At 56.9% G+C, this 26,231-nt stretch carries 27 protein-coding genes and 1 pseudogene; 18 read left to right on the top strand and 10 right to left on the bottom strand.

The annotated features are described in order from the left end of the window. Positions 1-7 precede the first annotated feature (7 nt). Both QQZ17_RS08935 and crfC read right to left on the bottom strand, forming a co-directional pair. Entirely contained in the window at positions 8-898 is an 891-nt protein-coding gene (locus QQZ17_RS08935; protein ID WP_152401518.1) for a diguanylate cyclase regulator RdcB family protein, read from the bottom strand. Next, the gene (crfC, locus tag QQZ17_RS08930) at positions 895-3,249 is read right to left on the bottom strand and encodes a clamp-binding protein CrfC (RefSeq protein ID WP_152401516.1); all 2,355 of its coding nucleotides are present in this window, start codon (positions 3,247-3,249) and stop codon (positions 895-897) included. Before crfC ends, QQZ17_RS08935 begins: the two co-directional genes overlap by 4 nt. A 525-nt stretch (positions 3,250-3,774) precedes the next feature. On the opposite strand from crfC, the gene QQZ17_RS08925 reads away from it, so the two are divergent. The 16 genes from QQZ17_RS08925 to phnP all read left to right on the top strand — a co-directional run bounded on the left by QQZ17_RS08925 (position 3,775) and on the right by phnP (position 15,757). After that, complete coding sequence (locus QQZ17_RS08925) at positions 3,775-4,110, top strand: zinc ribbon domain-containing protein YjdM (protein WP_042321205.1); 336 nt, start codon at positions 3,775-3,777, stop codon at positions 4,108-4,110. A gap of 81 nt (positions 4,111-4,191) precedes the next feature. Then, positions 4,192-4,638, top strand: a complete 447-nt coding sequence (gene yjdN, locus QQZ17_RS08920; RefSeq protein WP_046494015.1) for a VOC family metalloprotein YjdN — start codon at positions 4,192-4,194, stop codon at positions 4,636-4,638. Positions 4,639-4,770: 132 nt separating this feature from the next. Beyond that, entirely contained in the window at positions 4,771-5,559 is a 789-nt protein-coding gene (gene phnC, locus QQZ17_RS08915; RefSeq protein ID WP_152401514.1) for a phosphonate ABC transporter ATP-binding protein, read from the top strand. A 60-nt stretch (positions 5,560-5,619) separates the two neighbouring features. After that, a complete protein-coding gene (gene phnD, locus QQZ17_RS08910; RefSeq protein WP_152401512.1) occupies positions 5,620-6,636 on the top strand; it encodes a phosphonate ABC transporter substrate-binding protein in 1,017 nt (338 codons plus the stop codon). 98 nt (positions 6,637-6,734) lie between these two features. Further along, complete coding sequence (phnE, locus tag QQZ17_RS08905; protein ID WP_152401509.1) at positions 6,735-7,514, top strand: phosphonate ABC transporter, permease protein PhnE; 780 nt, start codon at positions 6,735-6,737, stop codon at positions 7,512-7,514. Between the two features lie 20 nt (positions 7,515-7,534). Continuing rightward, the gene (gene phnF / locus QQZ17_RS08900) at positions 7,535-8,260 is read left to right on the top strand and encodes a phosphonate metabolism transcriptional regulator PhnF (RefSeq protein ID WP_152401507.1); all 726 of its coding nucleotides are present in this window, start codon (positions 7,535-7,537) and stop codon (positions 8,258-8,260) included. After that, complete coding sequence (gene phnG / locus QQZ17_RS08895) at positions 8,261-8,713, top strand: phosphonate C-P lyase system protein PhnG (RefSeq protein WP_152401505.1); 453 nt, start codon at positions 8,261-8,263, stop codon at positions 8,711-8,713. It begins immediately after the preceding gene. After that, positions 8,710-9,294 (top strand): phosphonate C-P lyase system protein PhnH, encoded by a 585-nt coding sequence (gene phnH / locus QQZ17_RS08890; protein WP_152401503.1) that lies wholly within the window; start codon positions 8,710-8,712, stop codon positions 9,292-9,294. The genes phnG and phnH overlap by 4 nt, the downstream gene beginning before the upstream one ends. Beyond that, a complete protein-coding gene (locus QQZ17_RS08885; protein WP_152401501.1) occupies positions 9,294-10,361 on the top strand; it encodes a carbon-phosphorus lyase complex subunit PhnI in 1,068 nt (355 codons plus the stop codon). The genes phnH and QQZ17_RS08885 overlap by 1 nt, the downstream gene beginning before the upstream one ends. A 46-nt stretch (positions 10,362-10,407) precedes the next feature. Next, entirely contained in the window at positions 10,408-11,199 is a 792-nt protein-coding gene (gene phnJ / locus QQZ17_RS08880) for an alpha-D-ribose 1-methylphosphonate 5-phosphate C-P-lyase PhnJ (RefSeq protein WP_235922514.1), read from the top strand. Continuing rightward, complete coding sequence (gene phnK / locus QQZ17_RS08875) at positions 11,196-11,954, top strand: phosphonate C-P lyase system protein PhnK (protein ID WP_152401496.1); 759 nt, start codon at positions 11,196-11,198, stop codon at positions 11,952-11,954. The genes phnJ and phnK overlap by 4 nt, the downstream gene beginning before the upstream one ends. Positions 11,955-12,143: 189 nt before the next feature. Beyond that, entirely contained in the window at positions 12,144-12,824 is a 681-nt protein-coding gene (phnL, locus tag QQZ17_RS08870) for a phosphonate C-P lyase system protein PhnL (protein WP_152401494.1), read from the top strand. After that, complete coding sequence (gene phnM, locus QQZ17_RS08865) at positions 12,821-13,957, top strand: alpha-D-ribose 1-methylphosphonate 5-triphosphate diphosphatase (RefSeq protein WP_152401492.1); 1,137 nt, start codon at positions 12,821-12,823, stop codon at positions 13,955-13,957. Before phnL ends, phnM begins: the two co-directional genes overlap by 4 nt. A 2-nt stretch (positions 13,958-13,959) precedes the next feature. After that, positions 13,960-14,514 (top strand): ribose 1,5-bisphosphokinase, encoded by a 555-nt coding sequence (phnN, locus tag QQZ17_RS08860; protein WP_152401490.1) that lies wholly within the window; start codon positions 13,960-13,962, stop codon positions 14,512-14,514. Continuing rightward, positions 14,501-14,935, top strand: a complete 435-nt coding sequence (phnO, locus tag QQZ17_RS08855) for an aminoalkylphosphonate N-acetyltransferase (protein ID WP_152401487.1) — start codon at positions 14,501-14,503, stop codon at positions 14,933-14,935. Before phnN ends, phnO begins: the two co-directional genes overlap by 14 nt. A gap of 63 nt (positions 14,936-14,998) precedes the next feature. After that, complete coding sequence (gene phnP, locus QQZ17_RS08850) at positions 14,999-15,757, top strand: phosphonate metabolism protein PhnP (RefSeq protein WP_152401485.1); 759 nt, start codon at positions 14,999-15,001, stop codon at positions 15,755-15,757. A gap of 21 nt (positions 15,758-15,778) precedes the next feature. Here the strand turns inward: phnP and yjdP are convergent, their stop codons facing one another. Beyond that, positions 15,779-16,108 (bottom strand): DDRRRQL repeat protein YjdP, encoded by a 330-nt coding sequence (gene yjdP, locus QQZ17_RS08845; protein ID WP_152401483.1) that lies wholly within the window; start codon positions 16,106-16,108, stop codon positions 15,779-15,781. Between the two features lie 343 nt (positions 16,109-16,451). Here yjdP and fdhF point away from each other — a divergent pair, with 343 nt between their 5' ends. Next, entirely contained in the window at positions 16,452-18,599 is a 2,148-nt protein-coding gene (gene fdhF, locus QQZ17_RS08840) for a formate dehydrogenase subunit alpha (RefSeq protein ID WP_152401481.1), read from the top strand. 102 nt (positions 18,600-18,701) lie between these two features. Further along, complete coding sequence (gene yjcO, locus QQZ17_RS08835) at positions 18,702-19,391, top strand: Sel1 family TPR-like repeat protein YjcO (protein ID WP_152401479.1); 690 nt, start codon at positions 18,702-18,704, stop codon at positions 19,389-19,391. 112 nt (positions 19,392-19,503) lie between these two features. Here yjcO and gltP read toward each other — a convergent pair whose 3' ends face one another. From gltP to nrfB, 7 genes and pseudogenes are all read right to left on the bottom strand, one after another. Then, on the bottom strand, positions 19,504-20,814 hold the full coding sequence (gltP, locus tag QQZ17_RS08830) for a glutamate/aspartate:proton symporter GltP (RefSeq protein ID WP_152401477.1): 1,311 nt from the start codon (positions 20,812-20,814) through the stop codon (positions 19,504-19,506). Between the two features lie 334 nt (positions 20,815-21,148). Further along, positions 21,149-21,769: a heme lyase NrfEFG subunit NrfG gene (gene nrfG / locus QQZ17_RS08825; RefSeq protein WP_152401475.1), complete on the bottom strand. Its 621-nt coding sequence runs from the start codon at positions 21,767-21,769 to the stop codon at positions 21,149-21,151. Next, a complete protein-coding gene (gene nrfF / locus QQZ17_RS26405; protein ID WP_371306077.1) occupies positions 21,766-22,248 on the bottom strand; it encodes a heme lyase NrfEFG subunit NrfF in 483 nt (160 codons plus the stop codon). The genes nrfG and nrfF overlap by 4 nt, the downstream gene beginning before the upstream one ends. Next, positions 22,230-23,989 (bottom strand): annotated as a pseudogene (locus QQZ17_RS08820) (heme lyase CcmF/NrfE family subunit); the annotation flags it as partial. The gene nrfF and the pseudogene QQZ17_RS08820, both read right to left, overlap by 19 nt. Before the next feature lie 26 nt (positions 23,990-24,015). Next, positions 24,016-24,972, bottom strand: a complete 957-nt coding sequence (gene nrfD / locus QQZ17_RS08815; RefSeq protein WP_152401469.1) for a cytochrome c nitrite reductase subunit NrfD — start codon at positions 24,970-24,972, stop codon at positions 24,016-24,018. Beyond that, positions 24,969-25,640, bottom strand: a complete 672-nt coding sequence (gene nrfC, locus QQZ17_RS08810; protein WP_152401467.1) for a cytochrome c nitrite reductase Fe-S protein — start codon at positions 25,638-25,640, stop codon at positions 24,969-24,971. The genes nrfD and nrfC overlap by 4 nt, the downstream gene beginning before the upstream one ends. Further along, a complete protein-coding gene (gene nrfB / locus QQZ17_RS08805) occupies positions 25,637-26,200 on the bottom strand; it encodes a cytochrome c nitrite reductase pentaheme subunit (protein ID WP_046493984.1) in 564 nt (187 codons plus the stop codon). Before nrfB ends, nrfC begins: the two co-directional genes overlap by 4 nt. Positions 26,201-26,231 lie beyond the last annotated feature (31 nt).

Raw genomic sequence — 26,231 nt, 5'->3', positions numbered from 1 at the left:
TCTCCTCTCAGCGCATGAGGGGAGAGGGTGGAAACACCTCTTCAACCATCGCATCCACCAGTCGTTTTGCCGAACAGAGTCGCGGCATACCCAGCGCAACCGTCTGCCAGCGCTGCGTCACAGACCAGCACACCGGATGTTTATCCGCCTCACACCAGTCTCCCAGCCAGCTCAGCATGTCGCTGTAGTCGCCTGAACCGGTGGTCGCGGTGGTATTTAGCCACTGGTGATAGTAGTGACGCGTCGTGGGTGCGGCATTGATACTGTGGGCCAGATAGTTTGTCGCCATCGCCCGGAGATTATCTTTCAGCATCGCCGCCACGTCCGGATTCGCCAGACGGCAGGCATCGCCAAACGGTCCCCAGCGCAACTCTTCCAGCGCAATAAAACAGCGCCCCGGTAACGACCACCCCTCATACGCGCCCGCCAGCCAGCGGGTAAACACCTGCTCGCTGTGTTCCCCGGCCTGGACCGTAAGACCACGCTGGCTCAGCGCCTTCTCCTTCCAGGCGCTGCGCTGGCGAAACCATTCGCTCAGCGAAGTAAGCTGTTGAGCCAGTCCAGGGATAGACGGCCCGCGAGAGAGGTCAGTCTGTTGTAAAACATGCAGTCGTGCAGAGATTCGCGTCAGCGCCAGATGCCCCGGATCGAGCATGCCCGCCAGTTTTTCCACCAGCTTCAGGCGCATCATTAGATGTTCACTGAACATTCCGGCCATGGCCCACGCCCGCAACTGCGTCCGGGAGAGGATCTCCAGCGTCAGGCGTTCGCGAAACTGCTGCTGTTGCAGCGTGCCGCCTGCCCGTTTCGGTTCTTCTCCCTGAACCAGATCGACCATAAACTTCGGGTGGATACATTCCAGCGTCCGTCCGGGGCCTTCCAGTAACGCGTTTGTCATGTGTGTTCGGCCGCAAAAAGGGTTTGAATGTCGTCACGGAGCAGACGGGAGTCTTCATAAATCCAGGCGGAGGCGGCAATACTGTGCTGCAACTGCTGACTCAGACTCTGGACAGCCGATTCATTTTGCTGACGAACCAGCAAACTCTCACGCAGGCTCTCCTGCAATCCCGCCAGGCACAATGAGAAATCGGCAAAAAATGTTGCCATACCTGCCGTAACTGAAACATCGACCTGCGCGGCTAAAGCTTTACGAATTTGTTGGCAGAAATGGCTGACGTACTCCACCAGACTTTGGTGCAGCGCGTTGATATCAATCAGATAGCGCGTCTTCGCTTCAACATAGTCATTCCAGCGCCAGTTCGGCTGATTCAGCCAGCGGGAGAACGTCTCACGCACCCCGCCCACCCGGGGTTCGTCGCTTTCGACGTGGTCCTGCTGGGCAATCGCGTCGCTGAACAACTGCCGCGTCGTGAAGTTAAACATGGCGGCGTGAAAGGCCGGGAAGCTTATCCTGGGACTGAATCCCGCATGACTCAACTCCGCTTTCACCCGCATTTCGATGGGGCGCATCGCCTCATTCAGCGAACGGCTGAGGGTCACTTCCAGTTGTTCAAAACGTATTCCCAGGTCACGGCTGATGTTTTCCTGCGCCGCCAGCAGGACGCCCTCACAGGCGGCACGCAGCTTACTGAGGATCACCTGCGCCTGCGCTTCGTCGTGCAGCACCAGCATCTCTGCGTCAAACTCCGCCTGCGGTAGCGGCGACCAGCTATCGCCACGCGACAGTTTCAGTATCTGCTCGCGGCTGAAAAAGGTCTCGATACTGCGCAAGATCGTGGCCTGCTGCTGGTTGAGAAAGCCGTTGGCCGACGTCAGCGCCAGCCCGACCTCATGGTGGACTTCATCGCTGACGCTGTCCTGACTCACCTTCAACTGCTGCATGTCCTCTTCCAGACGCACGATATTTTGTTGCAGCGTGTCAAAAGCCACCGTCAGACAGTGATAGCGGAAATCCAGATATTCGCGGGCGCTGTGGGCGTAATTCAGCAATTTATGCGAGGCGGAGCGCAATGCATACAGCGATGCATTGGCATAAGCGGCATGAATTAAGGTCCGGATCGGCTGTTCAAACAGCGAATCTTCCCACAACAAATCCGCGGCGTGGCGAAGGTGTTCAATATCATCGAGGTCGGCGCTTCGCCAGCGCCGCCCGAGCGCCGCTTCGGCAAAGTCCTGCACCCAACGCTGCTCCTCGTGATCCGGCAGATGACCGCGGCTTGCCAGTTCATGACGCGCCCGGTTGGCCAGATATCCCCACATCGAAGAGACCGGATAAATCTGCGCCGGGTTAATACAGCCCTTCATCAGGGTGCCGGAAATCAGCGCCCTCACCTGCTCTTCGTCATCGCTGTTGCGATCTTTCTGGTCAAATTTATTCACCAGCGCATACAGCGGCACCGATTTTCCGACCGCGGCGATGGCCTGGCGGACCTCTTCATCGGAAATCGATTTCAGCTGTGTATAGTCCATCACCGCCAGCACGGCGGAGGCACGGGCCAGTTGCTCATTGAGCATTTTTTGCAGGTGCGGCTGCCCGGCTTCGTTTGGCCCCGGCGTATCCAGTAACGTCAGTTGACCAGGATAGTTCTCCAGCCCCGCCAGGTGTACAAATTCCACCTCAATCACTGGAATATGTTCAATAGCCGCATAGGCAGAAAAAGGAAAATCGACCTCCAGCGCTTTCGATAAGCGCACCAAATCGTTGAGGCTTTTCAGACAGTGAAAGATCGGCTGCGCGCCGAGATAGTGGCGCTCAAACGCTTCCCCTCTTTCGATGCGCTGCATGAGACCATTCATGTCTTTATCAATTTCCAGCACCTGAGTCAGACTCTGCCGATCGCAAGCATGCATGCTCTCCTGGAGGGTCTTCATCAGCGCCTCGATGGGCGCAACGTGGGAAAAATGCAGCACCGGTTCTTTCTGACCGGGTGTATGGCGGATCAGCGTCGGCAATGCCGTCATCGGACGATTGCGATTGGGCAGTACTTCCGTCCCGACAATGGCATTGATCGTTGTCGATTTTCCCGCTTTCATGGTACCGACGATCGCCAGCACCATTTCCAGTCGCGAGATTTTTCGCAACTCATTGTTCAGCGTGGCCTGCTGGGTTTCGATCCCACGGGCGCTAAAATGCATGGGCTGAACGTTAAGGTCGTCCTCTCTCTTTAATGAGGAAGCGCCCTCCAGCGTTGCCGTTGGCATTTTTTTTACCGTTTTAAGATGTTCTAAAGAGAGCATCAGCAAGCGTTCCGCTTCCTGGCTCAATTCATATATTGTCTGTGTGTACATAAAAAATGTTTCCTTAACGCAAATTTTATTGCTTTTATTTAGCCGTTTCATTTTATTAGTGAATATTCGGCTTTAATAATTACGTATGGAAAAGGATTTATTAATTAATTTACTGATATTATTGAAATTATTATTTTAATTACTGTCTTTTGAATGACGCTCAGTGACGTAAAGAAGTAAAAAAGCGTAGTTCAGTTTTATAAAAAACCAGACCAGTTTAGGTTAATTTCACCTACCAAAAATAAGGGGTAAAGCGCTGAAAGAACCCAGACTGAAAATCGACCAGCCAATTATTTAGGATATTTCTCGCCACCTTATCTCAAATAACAAACGGTAGCAATTTCCCTTAAAAATATTACCTCGATTTTTTGGCCTGGCCGTCCGGTTACGGTCACAGTTCGGCATTTACGTTAAAAACAGAGTAGTCCCGACAACGTTAAGGATTTTGTGTATAATTGCGTCCTTTTTCGGCAATCTGCCATTTTTTGGGCGCTTTTGCCCTTGCTGACTTTTGAGGAAATCGACATGTCATTACCCCACTGCCCACAATGCAACTCCGAATACACTTACGAAGATAACGGCATGTACATCTGCCCGGAATGTGCCCACGAATGGAACGATGCGGAATCGGCGCATGAAGACGATTCGCTGATTGTGAAAGATGCCAACGGTAATCTGCTGGCTGACGGCGACAGCGTCACCGTGGTGAAGGATCTGAAAGTGAAAGGCAGCTCCTCGATGCTGAAAATCGGTACGAAAGTAAAAAACATTCGTCTGGTGGAAGGCGACCACAACATCGATTGCAAAATTGATGGATTTGGCCCGATGAAACTGAAATCAGAGTTCGTGAAAAAGAACTGATTTTAATTGCCCGGTGGCGCTTCGCTTACCGGGCCCGGGGTAACTACACTTAAGTGGCTTCTCTTACCTGAGGTAAAGATTATGCCGTTAAGTCCCTACATCTCTTTTGCCGGAAACTGTGCTGACGCCATCGCGTATTATCAAAAGACGTTGGGTGCAGAACTCCTTTATAAAATCAGCTTCGGTGAAATGCCCAAATCGGCGCAGGACAGCGAAGACGGTTGCCCGTCCGCAATGACATTCCCCGATACCGCTATCGCCCATGCCAACCTGCGTATCGCCAATAGCGACATCATGATGAGTGATGCCATTTCATCGGACAACGCCCACTATTCGGGATTCACGCTGGTCCTCGACACGCAAAATGTCGACGAAGGGAAGCGCTGGTTTGACCATCTCGCCGCTGAGGGTCAAATCGAAATGGACTGGCAGGAAACCTTCTGGGCACATGGCTTTGGCAAAGTCAGCGATCGCTACGGTATACCGTGGATGATCAATGTCGTCAAACAACCCCAGCCAACCGAGTAACACAGCGGGAGGCGTGCCTCCCGTCTTGTCATCAAACTCACCTTAACTCTTCATCGGCAAGTCACGTCCCCTTAACCCAAACGTCATATTGATCCGCCACGATGGGGCCACTTTTTATAGAGAGGCCGCATCATGGAAACGATCATTCGCGTCGAGAAACTCTCCAAAACGTTTAATCAGCATCAGGCGCTGCATGCGGTTGATCTGAACATCGGTTCCGGTGAGATGGTGGCTCTGCTTGGGCCGTCAGGCTCCGGCAAATCCACCCTTTTACGTCATCTGAGCGGATTGATCACCGGCGATAAATCGCCAGGTAGCCGCGTCGAACTGCTCGGTCGCACCGTTCAGCATGAAGGCCGACTGGCGCGCGATATCCGCAAGAGCCGCGCGCATACCGGTTACATCTTCCAACAATTCAATCTGGTGAATCGCCTGACGGTGCTGGAGAACGTGCTGATTGGCGCGCTCGGCAGTACGCCGTTCTGGCGCACCTGTTTTAGCTGGTTTAGCGCAGAGCAGAAACAGCGCGCGCTTCAGGCACTGACCCGCGTCGGGATGGCGCATTTTGCGCACCAGCGCGTCTCAACGCTCTCCGGCGGCCAGCAGCAGCGCGTGGCAATCGCCCGGGCGCTGATGCAACAGGCCAAAGTGATCCTCGCCGACGAACCAATTGCCTCACTGGACCCGGAATCGGCGCGCATCGTGATGGACACTTTGCGCGACATCAACCAGACCGACGGCATTACCGTCGTCGTCACGCTGCATCAGGTGGATTACGCCCTGCGCTACTGCGAACGCATTGTCGCACTGCGTCAGGGACACGTCTTCTATGACGGCAGCAGCCAGCTCTTTGATAACGAAAGATTTGATCATCTCTACCGCAGCATGAACCGCGTCGAACAGAACGCACAGGCTGCTTAATTCAAAAAGCCCAGGCTGGCAGGTGAAATAGCCTGGAACAATGCTAAATAAGGATGATAGATGAGCTATAAAACGGTAGCCGCGCTGGCGTTCACCAGCATGTTCAGCCTCAGTACTCTGCTCAGTCCCGCCTTTGCTGAAGAGCAGGAAAAAGCGTTGAACTTTGGCATTATTTCGACCGAATCACAGCAAAACCTGAAACCCCAATGGGACCCGTTCCTGAAGGACATGGAGAAGACGCTGGGCGTAAAAGTGAACGCCTTCTTCGCGCCGGACTATGCCGGGATCATCCAGGGTATGCGCTTTAATAAAGTCGATATCGCCTGGTACGGCAACCTCTCGGCAATGGAAGCCGTGGATCGCGCCAACGGCCAGGTCTTCGCCCAGACCGTCGCCGCCGATGGATCTCCGGGTTACTGGAGCGTGCTGATCGTGAACAAGGACAGCCCGATCAACAACCTCGACGAACTGATCGCCAAACGCAAAGATCTCACCTTCGGTAACGGCGATCCTAACTCCACCTCCGGTTATCTCGTCCCGGGTTATTACGTCTTCGCAAAAAACAACATCGCCGCCAGCGACTTCAAACGCACCGTCAACGCCGGTCATGAAACCAATGCCCTCGCGGTCGCTAACAAACAGGTAGACGTTGCCACTAACAATACCGAGAACCTCGATAAGCTGAAAACCTCCGCGCCGGACAAGCTGAAAGAACTGAAGGTTATCTGGAAGTCGCCGCTGATCCCGGGCGATCCGATCGTCTGGCGTAAGAACCTCTCAGAAACCACCAAGGACAAGGTGTACGGCTTCTTCATGAACTACGGCAAAACAGCGGAAGAAAAAACCGTGCTGGAACGTCTGGGCTGGGCACCGTTCCGTGCCTCCAGCGACCTGCAACTGGTACCGATTCGCCAGCTCGCGCTGTTTAAAGAGATGCAGAGCGTGCAGGACAACAAAGGACTGAACGCTGAAGAGAAAACCAGTAAATCTTCCGCGATTAAAGCGCAACTGGACGATCTTGACCGTCTGACCGCCGCGCTCAGCGCCATGACCAGCGTGAACAAAGCGGTGCAGTAATGCTATGCCCGGTGGCGCTGTGCTTACCGGGCCTACGTTCCACCTGTAGGCCGGATAAGCGTAGCGTCATCCGGCAATGACAGACCACGGAGAACTTCATGCAAACCATCACCGTCCCACCTCCGAAACGTAGCTGGTTCTCGCTCGTGAGTTGGGCCATTCTGCTCGCCGTGCTGGTCGTGTCGTGGAAAGGCGCCGAAATGGCCCCGCTCACGCTGATTCAGGACTCCGGCAACATGGCGACCTTCGCCGCCGATTTCTTCCCGCCGGACTTCAGCCAGTGGCGGGACTACCTCGGCGAAATGGCAGTAACCCTGCAAATCGCCGTCTGGGGCACCGCGCTGGCCGTGATCCTCTCTATTCCCTTCGGCCTGATGTGCGCCGACAACCTCGTGCCCTGGTGGATCTACCAGCCAATGCGAAGGGCGATGGACGCCTGCCGCGCCATCAACGAAATGGTGTTTGCCATGCTGTTCGTGGTCGCCGTCGGTCTCGGTCCCTTTGCTGGCGTCATGGCGCTGTTTATCCACACCACCGGCGTACTTTCCAAACTGTTGTCCGAAGCGGTGGAAGCCATTGAACCCGGTCCGGTTGAAGGCATTCGCGCCACCGGTGCCAACAAAATCGAAGAGATTCTTTACGGCGTGCTGCCCCAGGTGATGCCGCTGCTGATCTCCTACTCGCTGTACCGCTTTGAATCTAACGTCCGCTCGGCAACCGTGGTGGGGATGGTGGGCGCAGGCGGCATTGGCGTCACGTTGTGGGAGGCGATTCGCGGTTTCCAGTTCCAGCAAACCTGCGCCCTGATGGTGTTGATCATCGTCACCGTCAGCCTGCTGGATTTTCTCTCCCAGCGTTTACGTAAGCACTTTATCTGATTAGCGAGGCATTGATTGCTATGCACTTGTCTACACATCCGACCAGTTATCCGACGCGTTATCAGGAGATTGCCGCGAGACTTGAGCAGGAGCTACGCCAACACTACCGCTGCGGCGATTACCTGCCCGCCGAGCATCAGCTTGCCGCGCATTATGAGGTTAACCGTCACACCCTGCGCCGCGCCATCGACCAGTTGGTTGAGCGCGGCTGGGTACAGCGTCGTCAGGGCGTTGGCGTGCTGGTACTGATGCGCCCGTTCGATTATCCGCTTAACGCCCAGGCACGCTTCAGTCAAAACCTGTTGGATCAGGGAAGCCATCCCACCAGCGAAAAACTGCTGGCGGTGCTGCGCCCGGCTTCCCGTCACGTTGCCGATGCGCTCAGCACGCAGGAGGGCACTAACGTCATCCACCTGCGCACCCTGCGACGGGTGAACGGCATTGCCCTGTGTCTGATTGACCATTACTTTTCCGACCTCACCCTCTGGCCGCTGTTGCAGGGCTTTAATCACGGCTCGCTGCACGACTACTTGCGCGAGCAGTCCGGCCTCACGCTCAAGCGCACACAGACACGCATCAGCGCCCGCCGTGCGCAGGCGAAAGAGAGCAAGGTCCTGGAAATCCCCAATATGGCGCCGCTGCTCTGCGTGCGCACCCTGAACCACCGTGAAGGCGAAGAACGCGCGATGGAGTACTCCGTCAGCCTGACCCGCGCCGACATGATCGAATTCACTATGGAGCACTGAATGCATTTCGATACCGCCACCCGCCAGCGCTGGATGCGCGCGCTGGCTTTCAGCAAGGCCGATGCCCTGAATGCGCGGCTCCAGGCGTTAAAGCTGGCACCGGAATATGAGCTGATTCGCGCCCCGGAAACCGGGCTGATGCAAATTCAGGCGCGCATGGGCGGCACCGGCAACCGCTTCTTTGCCGGAGACACCACGCTGACCCGCGCAGTAGTACGCCTGAAAAGCGGCACGCTGGGCTACAGCTACCTGCTGGGACGCAACAAACATCACGCCGAGCAGTGCGCCGTCATCGACGCCTTACTGCAGGAACAGACGCATTTCCAGAACCTGATGGAAACCTTAATTAGCCCGCTGGAGGCAGAACGCGAGGCGGAAATTACCGCACGTCGCGCCGAAGTCAACGCCAGCCGGGTCGACTTCTTTACGCTGGTACGCGGAGATAACGAATGACCCTACAGACCGCCTTTACCCTGCCCGTCCAGGACGCCCAACAAAGCTTTCGCCGCCTGCTGAAAGCGATGAGCGAACCGGGGGTGATTGTTGCCCTGCATCAACTGAAACACGGCTGGCAGCCGTTGAATCTGGCAACCACCAGCGTTCTGCTGACGCTGGTCGATGGCGATACGCCGGTCTGGCTATCGCCTGCGCTTAATAATGACATCGCCAGCCAGAACCTGCGTTTTCACACCAACGCGCCGATGGTCGAACAGCCGCAACTGGCAACCTTTGCCGTGGCCGACGAGCAGATCAGCAGCGAACAGCTTAATGCCCTCTCCGCCGGTTCTGCCGTCGCGCCGGAATCCAGCGCCACGCTGATCGTGCAGGTCTCCAGCCTGAGCGGCGGGCGGATGTTGCGTCTGACCGGCGCAGGTATCGCCGAAGAGCGGATGATCGCGCCGCAGTTGCCAGAGTGCCTGATTCACGAACTCACCGAGCGCCCGCATCCGTTCCCGCTGGGCGTCGATCTTATCCTCACCTGTGGCGAACGGCTGCTGGCCATTCCGCGAACCACCCATGTGGAGGTGTGCTGATGTACGTAGCCGTCAAGGGGGGCGAGAAGGCAATAGCCAATGCCCATGCGTTACAGGAGCACCGACGCCGGGGCGACGATGCGGTTGTCGAACTGAGCGTGGCGCAGATCGAACAGCAGATGAATCTGGCTGTCGACAGGGTAATGACCGAAGGCGGTATTGCCGATCGCGAACTGGCGGCGCTGGCGCTCAAGCAGGCCAGCGGCGATAACGTCGAAGCCATCTTTCTGCTGCGCGCCTATCGCACTACGCTGGCGAAGCTGGCGGTGAGTGAGCCACTGAACAGCGCGGAAATGCGCCTGGAACGCCGTATCTCCGCCGTCTATAAAGATATTCCGGGTGGACAGCTGTTAGGGCCAACCTATGACTACACCCATCGTCTGCTCGATTTTACGCTGCTGGCGAATGGCGAAACGCCACCGTTGCGGACCGCAGAGAGTACACAGGAAGCCGCCCCGCACGTCTTTTCGCTGTTGGCGAATCAGGGGCTGGCGAAGCCCGAAGAAGATAACGGCATCGCGCCGGATGACATCACCCGCACGCCGCCGGTTTATCCCTGCTCCCGCGCCTCGCGCCTGCAACAGCTGATGCGCGGCGATGAGGGCTATCTGCTGGCGCTGGCCTACTCTACCCAGCGCGGCTACGGGCGCAATCACCCGTTCGCGGCCGAGATCCGCAGCGGTTACGTTGCGCTGGAAACGGTGCCGGAAGAGCTGGGATTTGCGGTCAACGTTGGCGAACTGCTGATGACCGAATGCGAAATGGTCAACGGCTTTGTCGCCCCGGAACACGACGTGCCCCACTTTACTCGCGGCTACGGGCTGGTGTTCGGCATGAGCGAACGCAAAGCGATGGCAATGGCGCTGGTGGACAGAGCCCTACAGGCACCCGACTACGATGAAACGGTCACGGGACCAGCACAGGACGAAGAGTTCGTGCTGGCGCATGCGGATAACGTCGAGGCGGCGGGTTTTGTTTCGCACCTCAAACTCCCCCACTACGTCGATTTCCAGGCCGAGCTGGAACTGCTCAAACGCCTGCAACAGGAGGCCGCCCGTGACCACTAACCTCTCCGGCTACAACTTTGCTTATCTGGATGAGCAGACTAAACGCATGATCCGCCGCGCGATCCTCAAAGCGGTGGCGATCCCAGGCTATCAGGTGCCGTTCGGTGGTCGCGAAATGCCGATGCCCTACGGCTGGGGAACCGGCGGGATCCAGATTACCGCCAGTGTGATTGGCGAACCGGATGTGCTGAAGGTTATCGATCAGGGCGCGGATGACACCACCAACGCCGTATCGATCCGCAACTTCTTCAAACGCGTCACCGGCGTTAATACCACCGAACGCACGGAAGACGCCACGCTTATCCAGACCCGTCACCGGATCCCGGAAACGCCGCTGGGAGAAGATCAGATCATTATCTTCCAGGTGCCGATCCCCGAACCGCTGCGTTTTATCGAGCCGCGCGAAACAGAAACCCGCACCATGCATGCGCTGGAGGAGTACGGGATCATGCAGGTAAAACTGTATGAAGATATCGCCCGCTTCGGCCACATCGCGACCACCTACGCCTACCCGGTGAAGGTGAATGGCCGCTATGTGATGGACCCGTCGCCAATCCCGAAATTCGATAACCCGAAGATGGACATGATGCCCGCCCTCCAGCTGTTTGGCGCGGGACGCGAAAAACGGATCTACGCCGTGCCGCCGTATACCCGCGTGGAAAGCCTCGACTTCGACGATCATCCGTTCACCGTGCAGACCTGGGATGAGCCCTGCGCCATCTGCGGTTCAACACACAGTTATCTTGACGAAGTGGTGCTCGATGACACCGGCAAACGGATGTTTGTCTGCTCCGACACCGACTACTGCCGCCAACAGAGCGAGGCACTCAGCCAATGACGCAACCGCTGCTTTCGGTTAATAACCTGACCCATCTCTACGCGCCGGGCAAAGGCTTCAGCGAGGTCTCTTTTGACCTGTGGCCTGGCGAAGTGCTGGGCATTGTCGGCGAGTCCGGTTCAGGTAAAACCACCCTGCTGAAATCCATTTCCTCACGCCTGACGCCGCAGTCGGGCGAGATTCAGTACCAGAACCGTTCGCTCTACGCCATGAGCGAGGCCGACCGTCGTCGCCTGCTGCGCACCGAATGGGGCGTGGTGCATCAGCATCCGCTGGACGGTCTGCGTCGTCAGGTCTCTGCGGGCGGCAATATCGGCGAACGCCTGATGGCGACCGGTGCGCGCCACTACGGCGAGATCCGCGCCACGGCGCAGCGCTGGCTGGAAGAGGTCGAAATTCCGGCCTCACGTATCGACGACCTGCCGACCACCTTTTCCGGCGGCATGCAGCAACGTCTGCAGATCGCCCGCAACCTCGTCACGCATCCGAAGCTGGTGTTTATGGATGAACCGACCGGCGGCCTGGACGTCTCCGTACAGGCGAAGCTACTGGACCTGCTGCGCGGCCTGGTGGTGGAACTGGATCTGGCGGTGGTGATTGTCACCCACGATTTAGGCGTGGCGCGCCTGCTGGCAGACCGTCTGCTGGTGATGAAACAGGGTCAGGTGGTGGAAAGTGGATTAACCGACCGCGTGCTCGACGATCCGCACCACCCTTATACCCAACTGCTGGTGTCGTCAGTTTTACAGAATTGATGTCGCTGCTGTGCCGGATGACGACGCTAACGCGTCTTATCCGGCCTACAGAACCGCGCTTACCCGACCTACGGTACATGTAGGCCGGATAAGGCAAAGCCGCCATCCGGCTACGAAACGTGTAGGCCGGATAAGGCAAAGCCGCCATCCGGCGATCGGACATCCGGCAAAAAGAACGAAGAGGCCAACATGATTCGCGTAGAAAATGTCAGCAAGACTTTTGTGCTCCACCAGCAAAACGGCGTGCGCCTGCCGGTGCTGCAAAACGCCTCGCTGGAGGTAAAAAACGGTGAATGCGTCGTGCTGCATGGCCATTCCGGCAGCGGGAAATCGACACTGCTCCGTTCGCTGTATGCCAACTACCTGCCCGATGAAGGACACATCCATATTCGCCATCGCGACGAATGGGTGGATCTGGTGCAGGCCCCGGCGCGCAAAGTGCTGGAAGTACGCCGCGCCACGATCGGCTGGGTGAGCCAGTTTCTGCGGGTGATCCCGCGGATCTCCGCGCTGGATGTCGTCATGCAGCCGCTGCTGGATCTCGGCGTGCCGCGCGAGGCGTGCGCCGCCAAAGCCGCAAACCTGCTGACGCGCCTGAACGTGCCGGAACGCCTGTGGCACCTTGCCCCGTCAACTTTTTCCGGCGGTGAACAACAGCGCGTCAACATTGCGCGCGGTTTTATCGTCGATTACCCGATTTTGTTACTCGACGAACCGACCGCATCGCTCGATGCCAAAAACAGTGCCGCCGTGGTGGCGCTGATTGAAGAGGCAAAAGCGCGCGGCGCGGCCATTGTCGGCATTTTTCACGATCAAACTGTGCGCGACCGCGTAGCGGATCGTTTGCACCTGATGGGAACAACACCATGATTATCAACAATGTAAAGCTGGTGCTGGAAGATGAAGTGGTGCAGGGATCGCTGGAAATGCAGGAGGGTGTGATTCGCGCGTTTGCGCAAAGTCAGAGCCGTCTTCCACAGGCGCTCGACGGTGAAGGCGGCTGGCTGCTGCCGGGACTGATTGAGCTTCACACCGACAATCTCGACAAATTCTTCACCCCCCGCCCGAAGGTGGACTGGCCCGCCCATTCGGCGATGAGCAGCCACGACGCGCTGATGGTCGCCAGCGGTATCACCACCGTGCTAGACGCGGTAGCGATTGGCGATGTCCGCGACGGCGGCGATCGTCTGGAAAACCTGGAGAAAATGATCAACGCCGTGGAGGAGACGCAAAAGCGTGGGGTGAACCGCGCCGAACACCGCCTGCATCTGCGCTGCGAACTGCCGCACCACACCACGTTACCGCTGTTCGAGAAACTGGTGGGTCGTGAACCGGTCACGCTGGTTTCGCTGATGGATCACTCGCCGGGCCAGCGCCAGTTCGCCAACCGCGAGAAGTACCGTGAGTATTATCAGGGCAAGTATTCGCTGACCGATGAACAGATGGCGCGTTACGAAGAGGAACAGCTTCAGCTTGCCGCACGCTGGTCACAGCCCAACCGGACGGCCATCGCGAAGTTGTGCCATGAGCGCAACATTGCGCTGGCGAGCCACGATGACGCCACCGCCGGACATGTGCTTGAATCACATCAGCTTGGCAGCGTGATCGCCGAATTTCCCACCACCTTTGAAGCTGCAGAAGCCTCACGCCAGCACGGCATGAACGTGCTGATGGGCGCGCCGAACATCGTGCGCGGCGGTTCTCACTCCGGCAACGTCGCGGCGCATACGCTGGCGGAGTTGGGCCTGCTGGATATTCTCTCGTCGGATTACTACCCTGCCAGCCTGCTGGATGCGGCGTTTCGCGTCGCGGACGACGCGGCCAACCGCTTCACCCTGCCGCAGGCGATCCGCCTGGTCACCGCCAACCCGGCACGGGCGCTCAGTCTCAGCGATCGCGGCACGATCGCCGAAGGGAAACGCGCCGATCTGGTACTGGCGCACCGCAAGGGCGATCACATCCACATCGACCACGTCTGGCGTCAGGGAAAGAGGGTGTTCTGAGTATGGGAAAACTGATCTGGCTGATGGGGCCGTCCGGCTCCGGAAAGGACAGTTTGCTGACGGCACTCCGTCAGCAGGAACATGCGCAACTGCTGGTGGCGCATCGTTACATCACCCGCGCGGCGAACGCCGGGAGCGAGAATCATGTTGCCCTGAGCGAACAGGAGTTTTTCACCCGCGCCGGGCATAACCTGCTGGCGTTAAGCTGGCATGCTAACGGCTTTTACTATGGCGTCGGCGTGGAGATCGACCTCTGGCTCAACGGCGGCTTCGACGTGGTGGTCAACGGCTCCCGGGCGCATCTTCCCCAGGCGCAGGCGCGCTACGGTACGGCGCTGCTGCCGGTCTGTTTGCAGGTCTCCCCCACGATTTTGCGCCAGCGTTTACAGGCGCGCGGGCGGGAAAGCGAAACGGAGATCGCCGCGCGTCTCGAACGCGCCGCCCGCTATGCCCCGTTTGACTGCCATACGTTGAATAACGACGGCAGTTTGCACCAGTCCGTCGATACACTGTTAACGTTAATGGGACGCAAGGAGCCACGCCATGTCTGCCTGTGAACTTCGTCGCGCCACGGCACAAGACACCGAGGCCGTGTACGCGCTCATCTGCGAACTGAAACAAACCACGTTTGATTACCCGGCCTTTCGCGCCGGATTCACCGCCAATTTGCAGGATGCCCGATTGCGCTATCAGTTGGCGCTGCTTGACGGTGAGGCGGTTGGGTTGATTGGCCTGCATTTGCAGTATCATTTACATCACGCCAACTGGATTGGCGAGATTCAGGAGCTGGTGGTGATGCCGCAGGCGCGGAGTCTGAAAATCGGCAGCCAGTTGTTGGCATGGGCGGAACAGAAAGCCCGCGAGGCGGGAGCGGAGATGACGGAGCTGTCCACCAGCGTGAAGCGCCATAACGCCCACCGTTTTTATCTGCGCGAAGGCTACGAACAGAGCCATTTTCGCTTCACAAAAGCATTGTGAGGTACGTAGCCCGGATAAGACGCTCGCGTCGCCATCCGGCACGATACGACAAGGGGAGTCACGATGAGCCTGACCATTACGCTGAGCGGCACGGGCGGCGCGCAAGGGGTGCCGGCGTATGGCTGCGACTGCGCCGCCTGTCGTCGCGCACGCTTGCAGGAACAGTATCGCCGACGCCCGTGTAGCGGCGTGGTCAAATTCAACGATGCGGTGACGCTGCTGGATGCGGGCATACCGCACCTGATGGACGACTGGCCGGCGGGCAGTTTCCGACAGTTTTTACTCACCCACTACCACATGGATCATGTACAGGGATTGTTTCCGCTGCGCTGGGGCGTTGGTGCGTCTATCCCGGTGTATGGCCCGCCGGACGAACAGGGTTGCGACGATCTGTTTAAGCACCCCGGCATTCTGGACTTTAGCTACACCGTCGAGCCGTTTGTGGTGTTTGAGTTACAGGGATTACAGGTCACACCGCTGCCGCTGAATCACTCAAAGCTGACGTTGGGTTATCTTCTGGAGACGGCGCACAGCCGCGTGGCGTGGCTATCCGACACCGCCGGACTGCCCGATAAAACGCTCACCTTTCTGCTCAACAATCAGCCGCAGGTTATCGTCATCGACTGTAGCCATGCGCCGAGTCCGGAACCCCCGCGCAACCACGGTGATTTAACCACGGTGATGGCGATGAATGAGGTGATCCACTGCCCGCAGGTGATCCTCACCCATATTAGCCACCAGTTCGACGTCTGGCTGATGGATAACCCGCTCCCGGACGGATTTGAAGCGGGCTATGACGGAATGCAGATTGTGGTGGATTAGGGCATTTTGTGCACGACTGCGTTAACGTTCGTCGTCCTCTTCCATTCGACGCTCTTCATCTTCCAGTTGGCGGCGCTCGCGATCGAGCAGGCGCTGGCGTTCATCCAGTTGACGACGTCTGTCCTCAAACTGACGGCGACGGTCGTCATACTGCCTGCGGCGATCGTCGCTCATTTCATTCTGCCACCTGTCGTCACGCGAATCCTCGTAGTCCCGCCCGCTGTCAGGCTTATAGGCATCGTTGATCGCCTGCTGAATGTTGCCGATGGCATCATCAATAATATCGGCCTGCGCCGGCACGGTAGCCAGCGACAGCAGGCTGAATAAAAAGAGCGTCGGAGTGCGTTTCATAAAACCAGCCTCAAAAGGGGACGTTTTCTACGTTAGTCAACGCAACCTGATGCAACCAGAGGAGGAATCTCAAATTCAGTCTGGGTCAGCAGCGTCCCTCCATGGGTGTACCGGGTTCAAAGCCTTAGCCAGCCAACACGACTCTGCCGCTGCGCGGGGTCGATATGTTGTCATTCACGGGAAATCGTCACGTCAAATATGACGACAGCCTGCTTTTCGTCAGGGTTTTGACCAAAAAATACCCGTAATATCAGGGAAAGTCCCCAATTAAAATGTGGCATAAAAGATGCATACTCAGGGCGACAAGCGTGTATGCGCGATTTGATTAACTGGAGCGAAACCGATGAAAAAAGTCGTCACGGTTTGCCCGTATTGCGCATCAGGTTGCAAGATAAACCTGGTGGTCGATAACGGCAAAATCGTCCGGGCTGAGGCGGCGCAGGGGAAAACCAATCAGGGTACTCTGTGTCTGAAGGGCTATTACGGCTGGGATTTCATTAACGATACCCAGATCCTGACCCCGCGCCTGAAAACCCCTATGATTCGTCGCCAGCGTGGCGGCAAACTGGAATCTGTTTCCTGGGATGAAGCGCTGAACTACGTCGCCGAGCGCCTGAGCGCCATCAAAGCGAAATACGGCCCTGATGCCATCCAGACGACCGGCTCGTCTCGTGGTACCGGGAATGAAACCAACTACATCATGCAAAAATTTGCGCGCGCCGTTATTGGTACCAATAACGTTGACTGCTGCGCTCGCGTCTGACACGGCCCATCGGTTGCAGGTCTGCACCAGTCGGTCGGTAACGGCGCAATGAGTAATGCAATTAACGAAATTGATAACACCGATTTAGTGTTTATCTTCGGCTACAACCCGGCGGATTCCCACCCTATTGTGGCGAATCACGTGATTAACGCTAAACGTAACGGGGCGAAAATTATCGTCTGCGATCCGCGCAAAATTGAAACCGCGCGCATTGCCGACATGCACATCGCATTGCGAAACGGCTCGAATATCGCGCTATTGAACGCAATGGGTCATGTCATTATTGAAGAAAGCCTCTACGACCAGGCGTTTGTGGCCTCGCGTACGGAAGGCTTTGAAGAGTACCGCAAGATTGTCGAAGGCTATACGCCGGAGTCCGTTGAGGAGATAACCGGCGTCAGCGCGAGTGAAATTCGCCAGGCGGCGCGGATGTATGCCGGGGCGAAAAACGCGACCATCCTGTGGGGCATGGGTGTAACCCAGTTCTATCAGGGCGTGGAAACCGTGCGTTCACTGACCAGCCTCGCGATGCTGACCGGCAACCTCGGTAAGCCCAGCGTGGGCGTTAACCCGGTACGTGGTCAGAACAACGTTCAGGGCGCGTGCGATATGGGTGCGCTGCCGGATACCTATCCGGGCTATCAGTATGTGAAAGAACCGGCCAACCGCGAGAAATTCGCCAAAGCCTGGGGCGTGGACAGTCTGCCTGCGCACACCGGCTATCGCATCAGCGAGCTGCCGCACCGTGCGGCGCATGGCGAAGTGCGTGCGGCATACATCATGGGTGAAGATCCGCTGCAAACCGATGCGGAACTCTCTGCGGTGCGCAAAGGCTTTGAGGATCTGGAGCTGGTCATCGTGCAGGACATCTTTATGACCAAAACCGCCTCGGCGGCGGATGTTATTTTACCGTCGACGTCATGGGGTGAGCATGAAGGGGTATTTACCGCGGCTGACCGTGGCTTCCAGCGCTTCTTTAAAGCCGTTGAGCCGAAGTGGGATCTGAAAACCGACTGGCAAATCATCAGTGAAATTGCCACACGGATGGGGTATCCGATGCACTACAACAACACCCAGGAGATCTGGGATGAGTTGCGTCATCTGTGCCCGGATTTCTACGGTGCCACTTACGAGAAGATGGGCGAACTGGGGTATATCCAGTGGCCTTGCCGTGACACGTCGGACGCCGATCAGGGGACGTCTTACCTCTTTAAAGAGAAGTTTGATACCCCGAACGGCATGGCACAGTTCTTCACCTGCGACTGGGTGGCGCCTATCGATAAACTCACCGAAGAGTACCCGATGGTACTGTCAACGGTGCGTGAAGTCGGTCACTACTCCTGTCGTTCGATGACCGGTAACTGTGCGGCCCTGGCCGCGCTGGCAGACGAACCGGGCTATGCGCAAATCAACGCGGCCGACGCGGCGCGTCTGGGCATTGAAGATGAAGCGCTGGTCTGGGTTCACTCGCGCAAAGGCAAAATCATCACCCGCGCACAGGTCAGCGAACGCCCGAACAAAGGGGCGATTTATATGACCTACCAGTGGTGGATTGGCGCCTGTAACGAGTTGGTGACGGAGAACTTAAGCCCGATTACCAAAACGCCGGAGTACAAGTATTGCGCCGTGCGTGTGGAGCCGATTGCCGATCAATCCGCCGCCGAGCAGTACGTGATTGATGAGTACAACAAGCTGAAGGCCCGCCTGCGCGAAACCGCAATGGGTTAACCACAACGTTGATGCATCTCAACAGCCTCCTCCTGGAGGCTGTTTTTTTATCCATACGATCTCTTTATACTGTCCATTCCGTACCCTAATTAAAACTTAATAATGAAACCACTTCTTGCATTGATGTTATTGATGACATTCTTTGCCCGTGCTGCCGATCCTGAGCCTGGAAGCCAGTATTTGCAGGCCGCAGAGGCAGGTGACAAACGCGCGCAATATTACCTTGCTGACAGCTGGTTTAGCTTCGGCGATTTGAGCAAAGCCGAGTACTGGGCACAGAAATCTGCGGACAATGGCGATGCGGATGCTTGTGCGCTGCTGGCGCAAATTAAAATCACTAACCCGGTCAGTCTGGATTATCCGGAAGCGAAAATGCTGGCGGAAAAGGCTGCCCAGGCGGGCAGTAAAGCGGGTGAAATTACGCTGGCGCGAATTCTGGTCAATACTCAGGCCGGTAGACCCGATTACCCCAAAGCCATTTCCCTGCTGCAAAACGCTTCTGAAAATCTGGAGAGCGATGTTGCTGTAGACGCGCAGATGTTGCTCGGTCTGATTTACGCCAACGGCGTCGGGATTCAGGCCGATGATGATAAAGCGACCTGGTACTTCAAGCGCAGTTCCGCCATCTCTCGTACCGGATATTCCGAATACTGGGCGGGAATGATTTTTCTGAACGGCGAACAGGGCTTTATTGAGAAGAATAAACAGAAGGCGCTGCACTGGTTAAATCTGAGCTGTAGCGAAGGGTTTGATACCGGCTGCGAAGAGTTTGATAAGTTAACCAATGGGTGAATCAGATTGCCGGATGGCGGATTGCCTGATGACGACGCTCACGCGTCTTATCAGGCCTACAAAGGATGTGTAGGCCTGATAAGCGAAGCGCCATCAGGCAATCCGCTAACCGTTACTGAGCGGTTTTATCGAATTTGCCCAGTACTTCGCGCTCATACGCCAGCGCTTTTTTGCGGTCAAACTTGTGTTCCCATTTGGCGATAACCAGCACCGCCAGCGCATTCCCCACCACGTTCAGCGCCGTACGCGCCATGTCGAGAATACGATCCACACCCGCGATAAAGGCCAGGCCTTCCAATGGAATGCCTACGCTACCAAGCGTTGCCAGCAGTACCACGAAGGAGACGCCCGGTACGCCGGCAATCCCTTTCGATGTCACCATCAGCGTCAGCACCAGCACGATTTCCTGCCACAGTGACAGGTCGATACCGTACAACTGCGCGATGAAGATCGCGGCAATACTCTGGTACAGGGTCGAACCATCGAGGTTGAACGAGTAACCGGTCGGCACCACAAAACTGGTGATCGAGGCCGGCGCGCCATAGGCTTCCATCTTCTCGATAATCCGCGGCAAAACGCTTTCGGAGCTGGCGGTAGAGTACGCCAGAATCAACTCGTCTTTCAGAATGCGGATCAGGATCCAGATGCTCAGCCCGCAAATGCGCGCGACAATACCCAGCACCACCAGCGCGAAGAACAGGATCGCGAAATGAACCAACAGTACCAGCTTCGCCAGCGGCCACAGTGAGGCAAAACCGAAGTTCGCCACGGTCACGGCAATCAGCGCGAATACCCCGATCGGCGCATAGCGCATCACCATGTGCGTCACTTTAAACATGGTTTCGGAAATGGAACGGAACACCGTCACCAGCGGCTCACGATGCGTTGCCGGCAGTGAGGAAAGCCCCAAACCAAACAGCACCGAGAAAAAGATAATAGGCAGCATGTCGCCCTTCGCCATCGAGGCGACGATGTTCGTCGGGACCAGCGACAGAATCGTGCCCATCAGGCCATGCGCGTGGCTCTGCACTTCTGCCGTCGTGTTCTGGTATTTCGAAATGTCCACGGTCGCCAGTTGCGACATATCAATGCCGGACCCCGGCTGAAACACATTCGCCAGCGTAATCCCGAGGATAATGGCGATGGTCGTGATCACTTCGAAATAGAGAATAGTTTTCGCGCCGATACGTCCCAGCTGTTTCGCATCGCCGACACCGGCAATGCCGACAACCAGCGTAGAGATCACAATCGGCACAACGATCATTTTAATCAGATGGATAAAGATATCCCCTGCCGGAGAGAGCAGGTTTGCAATCAGCCACTCGCGGCTATCGCTGTGATAATGCAGATAACTGCCGAGTAAAATGCCCAGCACCATGGCAATCAGGATCTGCCAGGCCAGGCTGAGTTTAAAACTTTTCATAACGACGGACTTCCTCAATGGAGCGCCATTCCGGTAAAAAAAACAGGAATGGTTACATACTGAAAGGGTATGAATTGTGTTGCGTTGGTTTGTAGAGTTTTTTAACGCGCATAATCAGTACCATTTGCAGGGCATCTTACGCAACCCTTTAAGAACAGGGCTTTTCGCTGAAATAATGCATAATAACGCGAATTTATCGGGATTGAGTTGCATAACCATTTGTTATGGAAAGATTTTTAAATCTGCATTTTTGAATTATAACTTTCAGGAATTATTTTGACCGCGAGGTTCATTTGCCTGTTTTTTAAACAGATAAATGACGCAAATCACAAAATTATTTCTGCCGATTCTGTAACAATTTCGCCATATTAATCGACTCTATCAGTTGTACACGATTCACCCGCGGCGAATTTAAATCCAGCACTTTTTGCCACTGCAAAATCGCCTGTTTGTAATCCGCCTGCATAAATGCATCCGACGCCAGCAGCATTAATGCGGTGACTTCCGAAGCATCCAGCGCCAGCGCCTTGTCAATCATCTCGCGAGACGCCGGCGTCATGTGCTGCCCGGCCTGGTAGTAGAGCACGGTCGCCAGCGCCGAATAGATCTCCGCATTCTCTCCACGGCTACGCAGCGCCTGACGATAAGCCAGTAGCGCATTATCGTAATCATTACGCCACAGATAATACTCGCCGAGCAGCGCCCACTTTTCGCTGTCCTGCGGGTTGGCGCGAATCTGTTTTTGCAGGGCTAACAACTGGGCTTCCGGCGTCGATGTTTCAGCAAATTCATGCAGCGGATCGGCCAGTCGTCGTTGTTCGTCACGCACGGCCTGCCATTTTGGTGACAGCAGATAACCACTGAAACAAACGATGACCATCAGCGCAACGGCCAGCGCCAGCCACTTCAGCGGCAGCGGACGAAAAGGTGCGTCTGAACGTTCGGGCAGACTCATGGCTCGTCCTCCTCTTTACGTTGACGCGTACTGACCCGCCAGAGCACCCCGCCCACCAGCAGCAACAGCAGGCACGGAAGCGCCCACAGCAGCATGGTCTGTCCATTGAGCGGCGGGTTATAGCGGACAAAATCACCATACCGTTCGGTCATCCAGGCGGTGATTTCGGCTTCATTTTTCCCTTCTGCCACCATCGTATAGACCTGATGACGCATGCTGACGGCAACCGGCGCATTGGATTCCAGCAAGTTTTGGTTCTGACACTGCGGGCAGCGTAGCTGGCTGGCGATCGACAGCGCCTTTTCCTGCTGCTGCGGGTTATCAAAAGCCCAGGTATCCACCACCTGAGCATGAGCGGAAAAGGAGATAACCAACAGTAAGATAAACGCCATGAGAGTGCCTGATGACGCTGTGCCTATCAGGCCTGCGCAGCGCTTAAATCGTAGGCCGGATAAGGCGTGTGCGCCGCCATCCGGCACATTGCAGATAAGACTACGCATCGCGCTTTCTCCCACGCCAGCCGCTGAGCAGCGCCCCGGCAATCATCAACAGCCCGCCGCCCCAGATCCAGCGCACACCGCTCTGCACGTACAGGCGCATGGCATAACGCTCCTCGCCGGTTTTTTCGCCCATCACCGCATACCAGTCGTGAAGCAGATCCCAGCGGATGCCAGGCTCCATCATCTGCTGGCGGCGGGCGGAATAAAAGCGCCGCTCGGGCGTCAGGCTACCTATCCGTTTGTCACCCTGCCACAGCGTAATAAGCGCCTTTTCGGTGGTGTAGTTCCCTTTCGCGGCCAGCTCCAGCCGTTCAAAACGGAAGGTGTAACCTGCCAGTTCAACCTGCTGACCCGGGCTCAGGTTGAGGCTTATCTCCTGGCGACTGCCGCTGGAGAAGAGAATCCCCGCGGCAAAAACCAGCACGCCAGCGTGCGCCAGCAGCGCCGGACGCTGGCGGCGTACAGACCCCTTCCGGCTTCTGACCATCGAAATAGCGATCGCTACCAGCATCAACAGCCCAAACGGTAAGGTAGCACGGTTAAAATACGGTGCGCCCACGGAGAGTCGTCCCCAACCCAGCAGGCCATAAATCATCGGGTAGAGTGTACCAATCAGCACAATCAGCAGCACCGCGCAAAAGAGCAGCAGCGCTGCCAGAATCAACATCTCGCGCGACCATACGCCTAAACGGACTGTCTGTTGACTGGCTCGCGCCCGCCAGCCGTACAAGCCGAGCGAGACCAGACTCAGAATGGCAAAGAGGGCAAACAGCGGTACAGCGCGCACATTATCCAGCGCAAAGGCGTGTACAGAAACAAGAATGCCGGAGCGGACTATCAGCGTTCCCAGCAAAGAGAGGATCAGCGTGACGATCGCCAGCAGCAGCGACCAGTGGCGGAAATGGCCGCGTTCGCGCGACACAGACAGGCTGTGCAGCAGCGCACTGGCGGAAAGCCAGGGTAATAAAGAGGCGTTTTCCACCGGGTCCCAGAACCACCAGCCGCCCCACCCCAGTTCGCAATACGCCCACCAGGAACCGAGAATGATACCGAGCGTCAGCGCGCACCAGCCGGGTAGCGCCCAGCGCCAGCATACCCAGGCCGTCATCTTCGTGAAATCGCCATGCAGCAGGGACGCCAGCGCCACACCGGTGGCGACCATCAAACCACCGTAGCCGAGATACAGCAGCGGCGGATGCAGGATCAGCCCCAGATGTTGCAGCATCGGGTTGAGATCGCGTCCTTCTATTGCCGGCGGAAAAATGCGGACAAACGGATCGGACCAGAACACGATGAACAGCAGCAGAAAGGCGACGATCGCGCAGAGCACGCCGAGCGTCAGCGGGAACAGGGGATCCGATTCGCGGCGATAACGCCAGGCAAACAGCGCGCTCCAGCCGGACAGGAAGAGTACCCACAACAACAGCGACCCTTCGTGACCACCCCATACCGCCGCCAGTTTGAGTCCCCACGACAACAGGCTGTGGCTGTGTTGTGCCACATAGAGAACCGAGAAGTCGCTGGTCAGAAAGCAGAATACCAGAATCGAAAAGGCGAGCAGCAGGCACGCAAATTGCGCCCAGACGCCTGCGCTCGCCAGACGCATTACGCCCTGCCAGCGCAGGCGTTCACCTGCCAGTACGGCAAGCGGGGTCAACACGTTGACCCCGAGACTGAATAGCAGCGCCAGAAAACCGGCTTCAGGAAGGAGTACGTCCAGAAATCACCTTTCCCTCACAGCCAGGCCTATGCAACCGTGAGCTGTCCAGCATAAAGAATGAAAAAGCGCAGCAACAGTACGCCCGTCAGGCTGGCACCACATACCGCCAGCACACCGTGAAACGTCGAACCACGACTGGCCCAGGGTTTCAGTAGCATCGGAACGATCAGTCCCAGCCCCGCGACGCCGATCCAGAACCACCACGTCCAGAAGCCTCCGCCCAGCGCCGCCGACAGCGCGCGCATTTTGCCGTCATCCCCCAGAGCCAGCCCCACAAAGAAGGCGGCCAGCAGGAAGATCTCTAGCCACACCACCGGGGTTTCCACGCGGTGAATAAAGTGCGCCTCGGTACTGTGCGGGTTACCGCGCTGGCGTAACGCCATCGCGATCAGCGCCACCGCCGCACCGGAAGAGATCCCGGAGAACAGGAACAATACCGGCAGGATCGGGTTATTCAGGAACGGATAGGATTTCAGTACCGAAAGCAGGAAACCGGTATAAGCCCCCAGCAGCACGGCCAGCACCAGCATCAGCGTTTCGAGTCCACGGTTGAACGGCGTTAACAGCGTCAGCCCCTTCTGCACCACCTCCAGACGGGGGAACCAACGCTGTTGCAGGGCAATGACCTCTTTTTGAAAGATGATGGCCAGCCACACAATCAGCACGACCATATACAACTGGAACAGCAGAACCCCCATCGACATCACCGACGTAAAGCTGTAGTGGAACATCAGCTTCCAGAAGGTCCAGGGACGCGTCAGGTGGAAGATCAGAATCAGCAGACCGAGAATAATCGCCCCTGGCCCCACCACCAGCGTGGTGCGCAGCAGTGTACTGTCCGCTCCGCCCGCCTCCGGATGGTAACGGCGCAGCAGGATCGACAGCGTCACCAGTCCGGCAGAGATACCGATCAGAAACAGATAGATGGCGATAGGCCAGTCCCACACCAGCGATTCAAAGTGGAAAGCAGATGCGTTTGTCATTGGCTCACCTCCCCATATTTAAAGGGAACGCGGTAGACCTTCGGTTTGGTACCCAGCGCCAGCTTGTAGCGATACGTGGTTTTCTGTCGCAGCAGTCGGGAAATATCGCTGTCAGGATCGTCCAGATTGCCAAACGTCAGCGCCTTCGTCGGGCACGACTCGACGCAGGCCGGCAATTTGCCCGCTTTCAGGTTGGTTTTGCGGCAGAAATCGCATTTATCCACCGTTTTCGTGACCGGATGGATAAAGCGCACGCGGTACGGACACGCGGCGATGCAGTACTGGCAGCCGACGCAGAGATCCGGGTTCACGTCCACGATGCCATTCGCGGCATCGCGATACGATGCCCCGGTCGGGCAGACGTCAACACACGGCGCATGATCGCAGTGCTGGCACGAATGACGGAAGAAGCGGTACTTCACATCCGGAAACGTGCCCAGCGGTTCGCTGCGAATGATGGTGAGTCGCGACACCCCTTCCGGTACGTTGTTGACTTCCCGACAGGCATCCATACAGGCGGTACAGCCGATGCATAATGATTCATCATGCACCATGCCGTATCGCACGCCGTTAATATTCAACGTTTTCGCCACCACGCGTCCTGCAGTACCGCTGACGGCCACCAGCGCGCCGACGCCGGTGATGAACTGGCGACGAGAGCAACTCATGGATGCTCCTTAAGCAAAGGAACAGACGCCGGATTAAAGTTCGGATTGTTACGCTGATCGCTATGGCAATCGACGCAAATCTTAACCCGTCCTTTATCGCTTAACGTCTGCATCGTGTCTTGCTTCGGATGCAGTGAGTGACAACTGGCGCAGGCCACTTTAGTCACGTGGACATCGTGCGGCCAGAACGCTTTTTGCAACTGCTCAGGCAAGTGACAGGACAGACAAACGCTGTTCTGCTGCTCCACGTTGTACATCGGCTCGTTGAAGCGCATCACATCCTTCGCCCCTTCACGGTGCTGAGGCGATGGCTTGCCATGACAATTGGTACAGGTGACCGGCAGTTTGTTGTTCGGATTGGTCACGGATGCATGCTTACCATGCATCCCTTCGGTATCCGGCTTGTGACAGTCCAGACACGCGGCATCCGGGCTACGCTGTTGGGTGACCGTCCAGCGTTCAGACTCCTGCGGCGTTGGCGTGGCGGTTATCCCACTCAGGCTCCATAACAGACCTGACGCCAGCACCCCAGCAGTTAATAACGAACGGAATACGCTCATATTCACTCCGTTGCATAATGCCTGATGGCGC

It is taken from the genome of Citrobacter sp. T1.2D-1, from assembly GCF_950098555.1.
GTDB classification, from domain to species: domain Bacteria; phylum Pseudomonadota; class Gammaproteobacteria; order Enterobacterales; family Enterobacteriaceae; genus Citrobacter_A; species Citrobacter_A telavivensis.
Note: the sequence above shows the minus strand (reverse complement) of the source record. Positions and strands in the feature narration are given on the sequence as shown.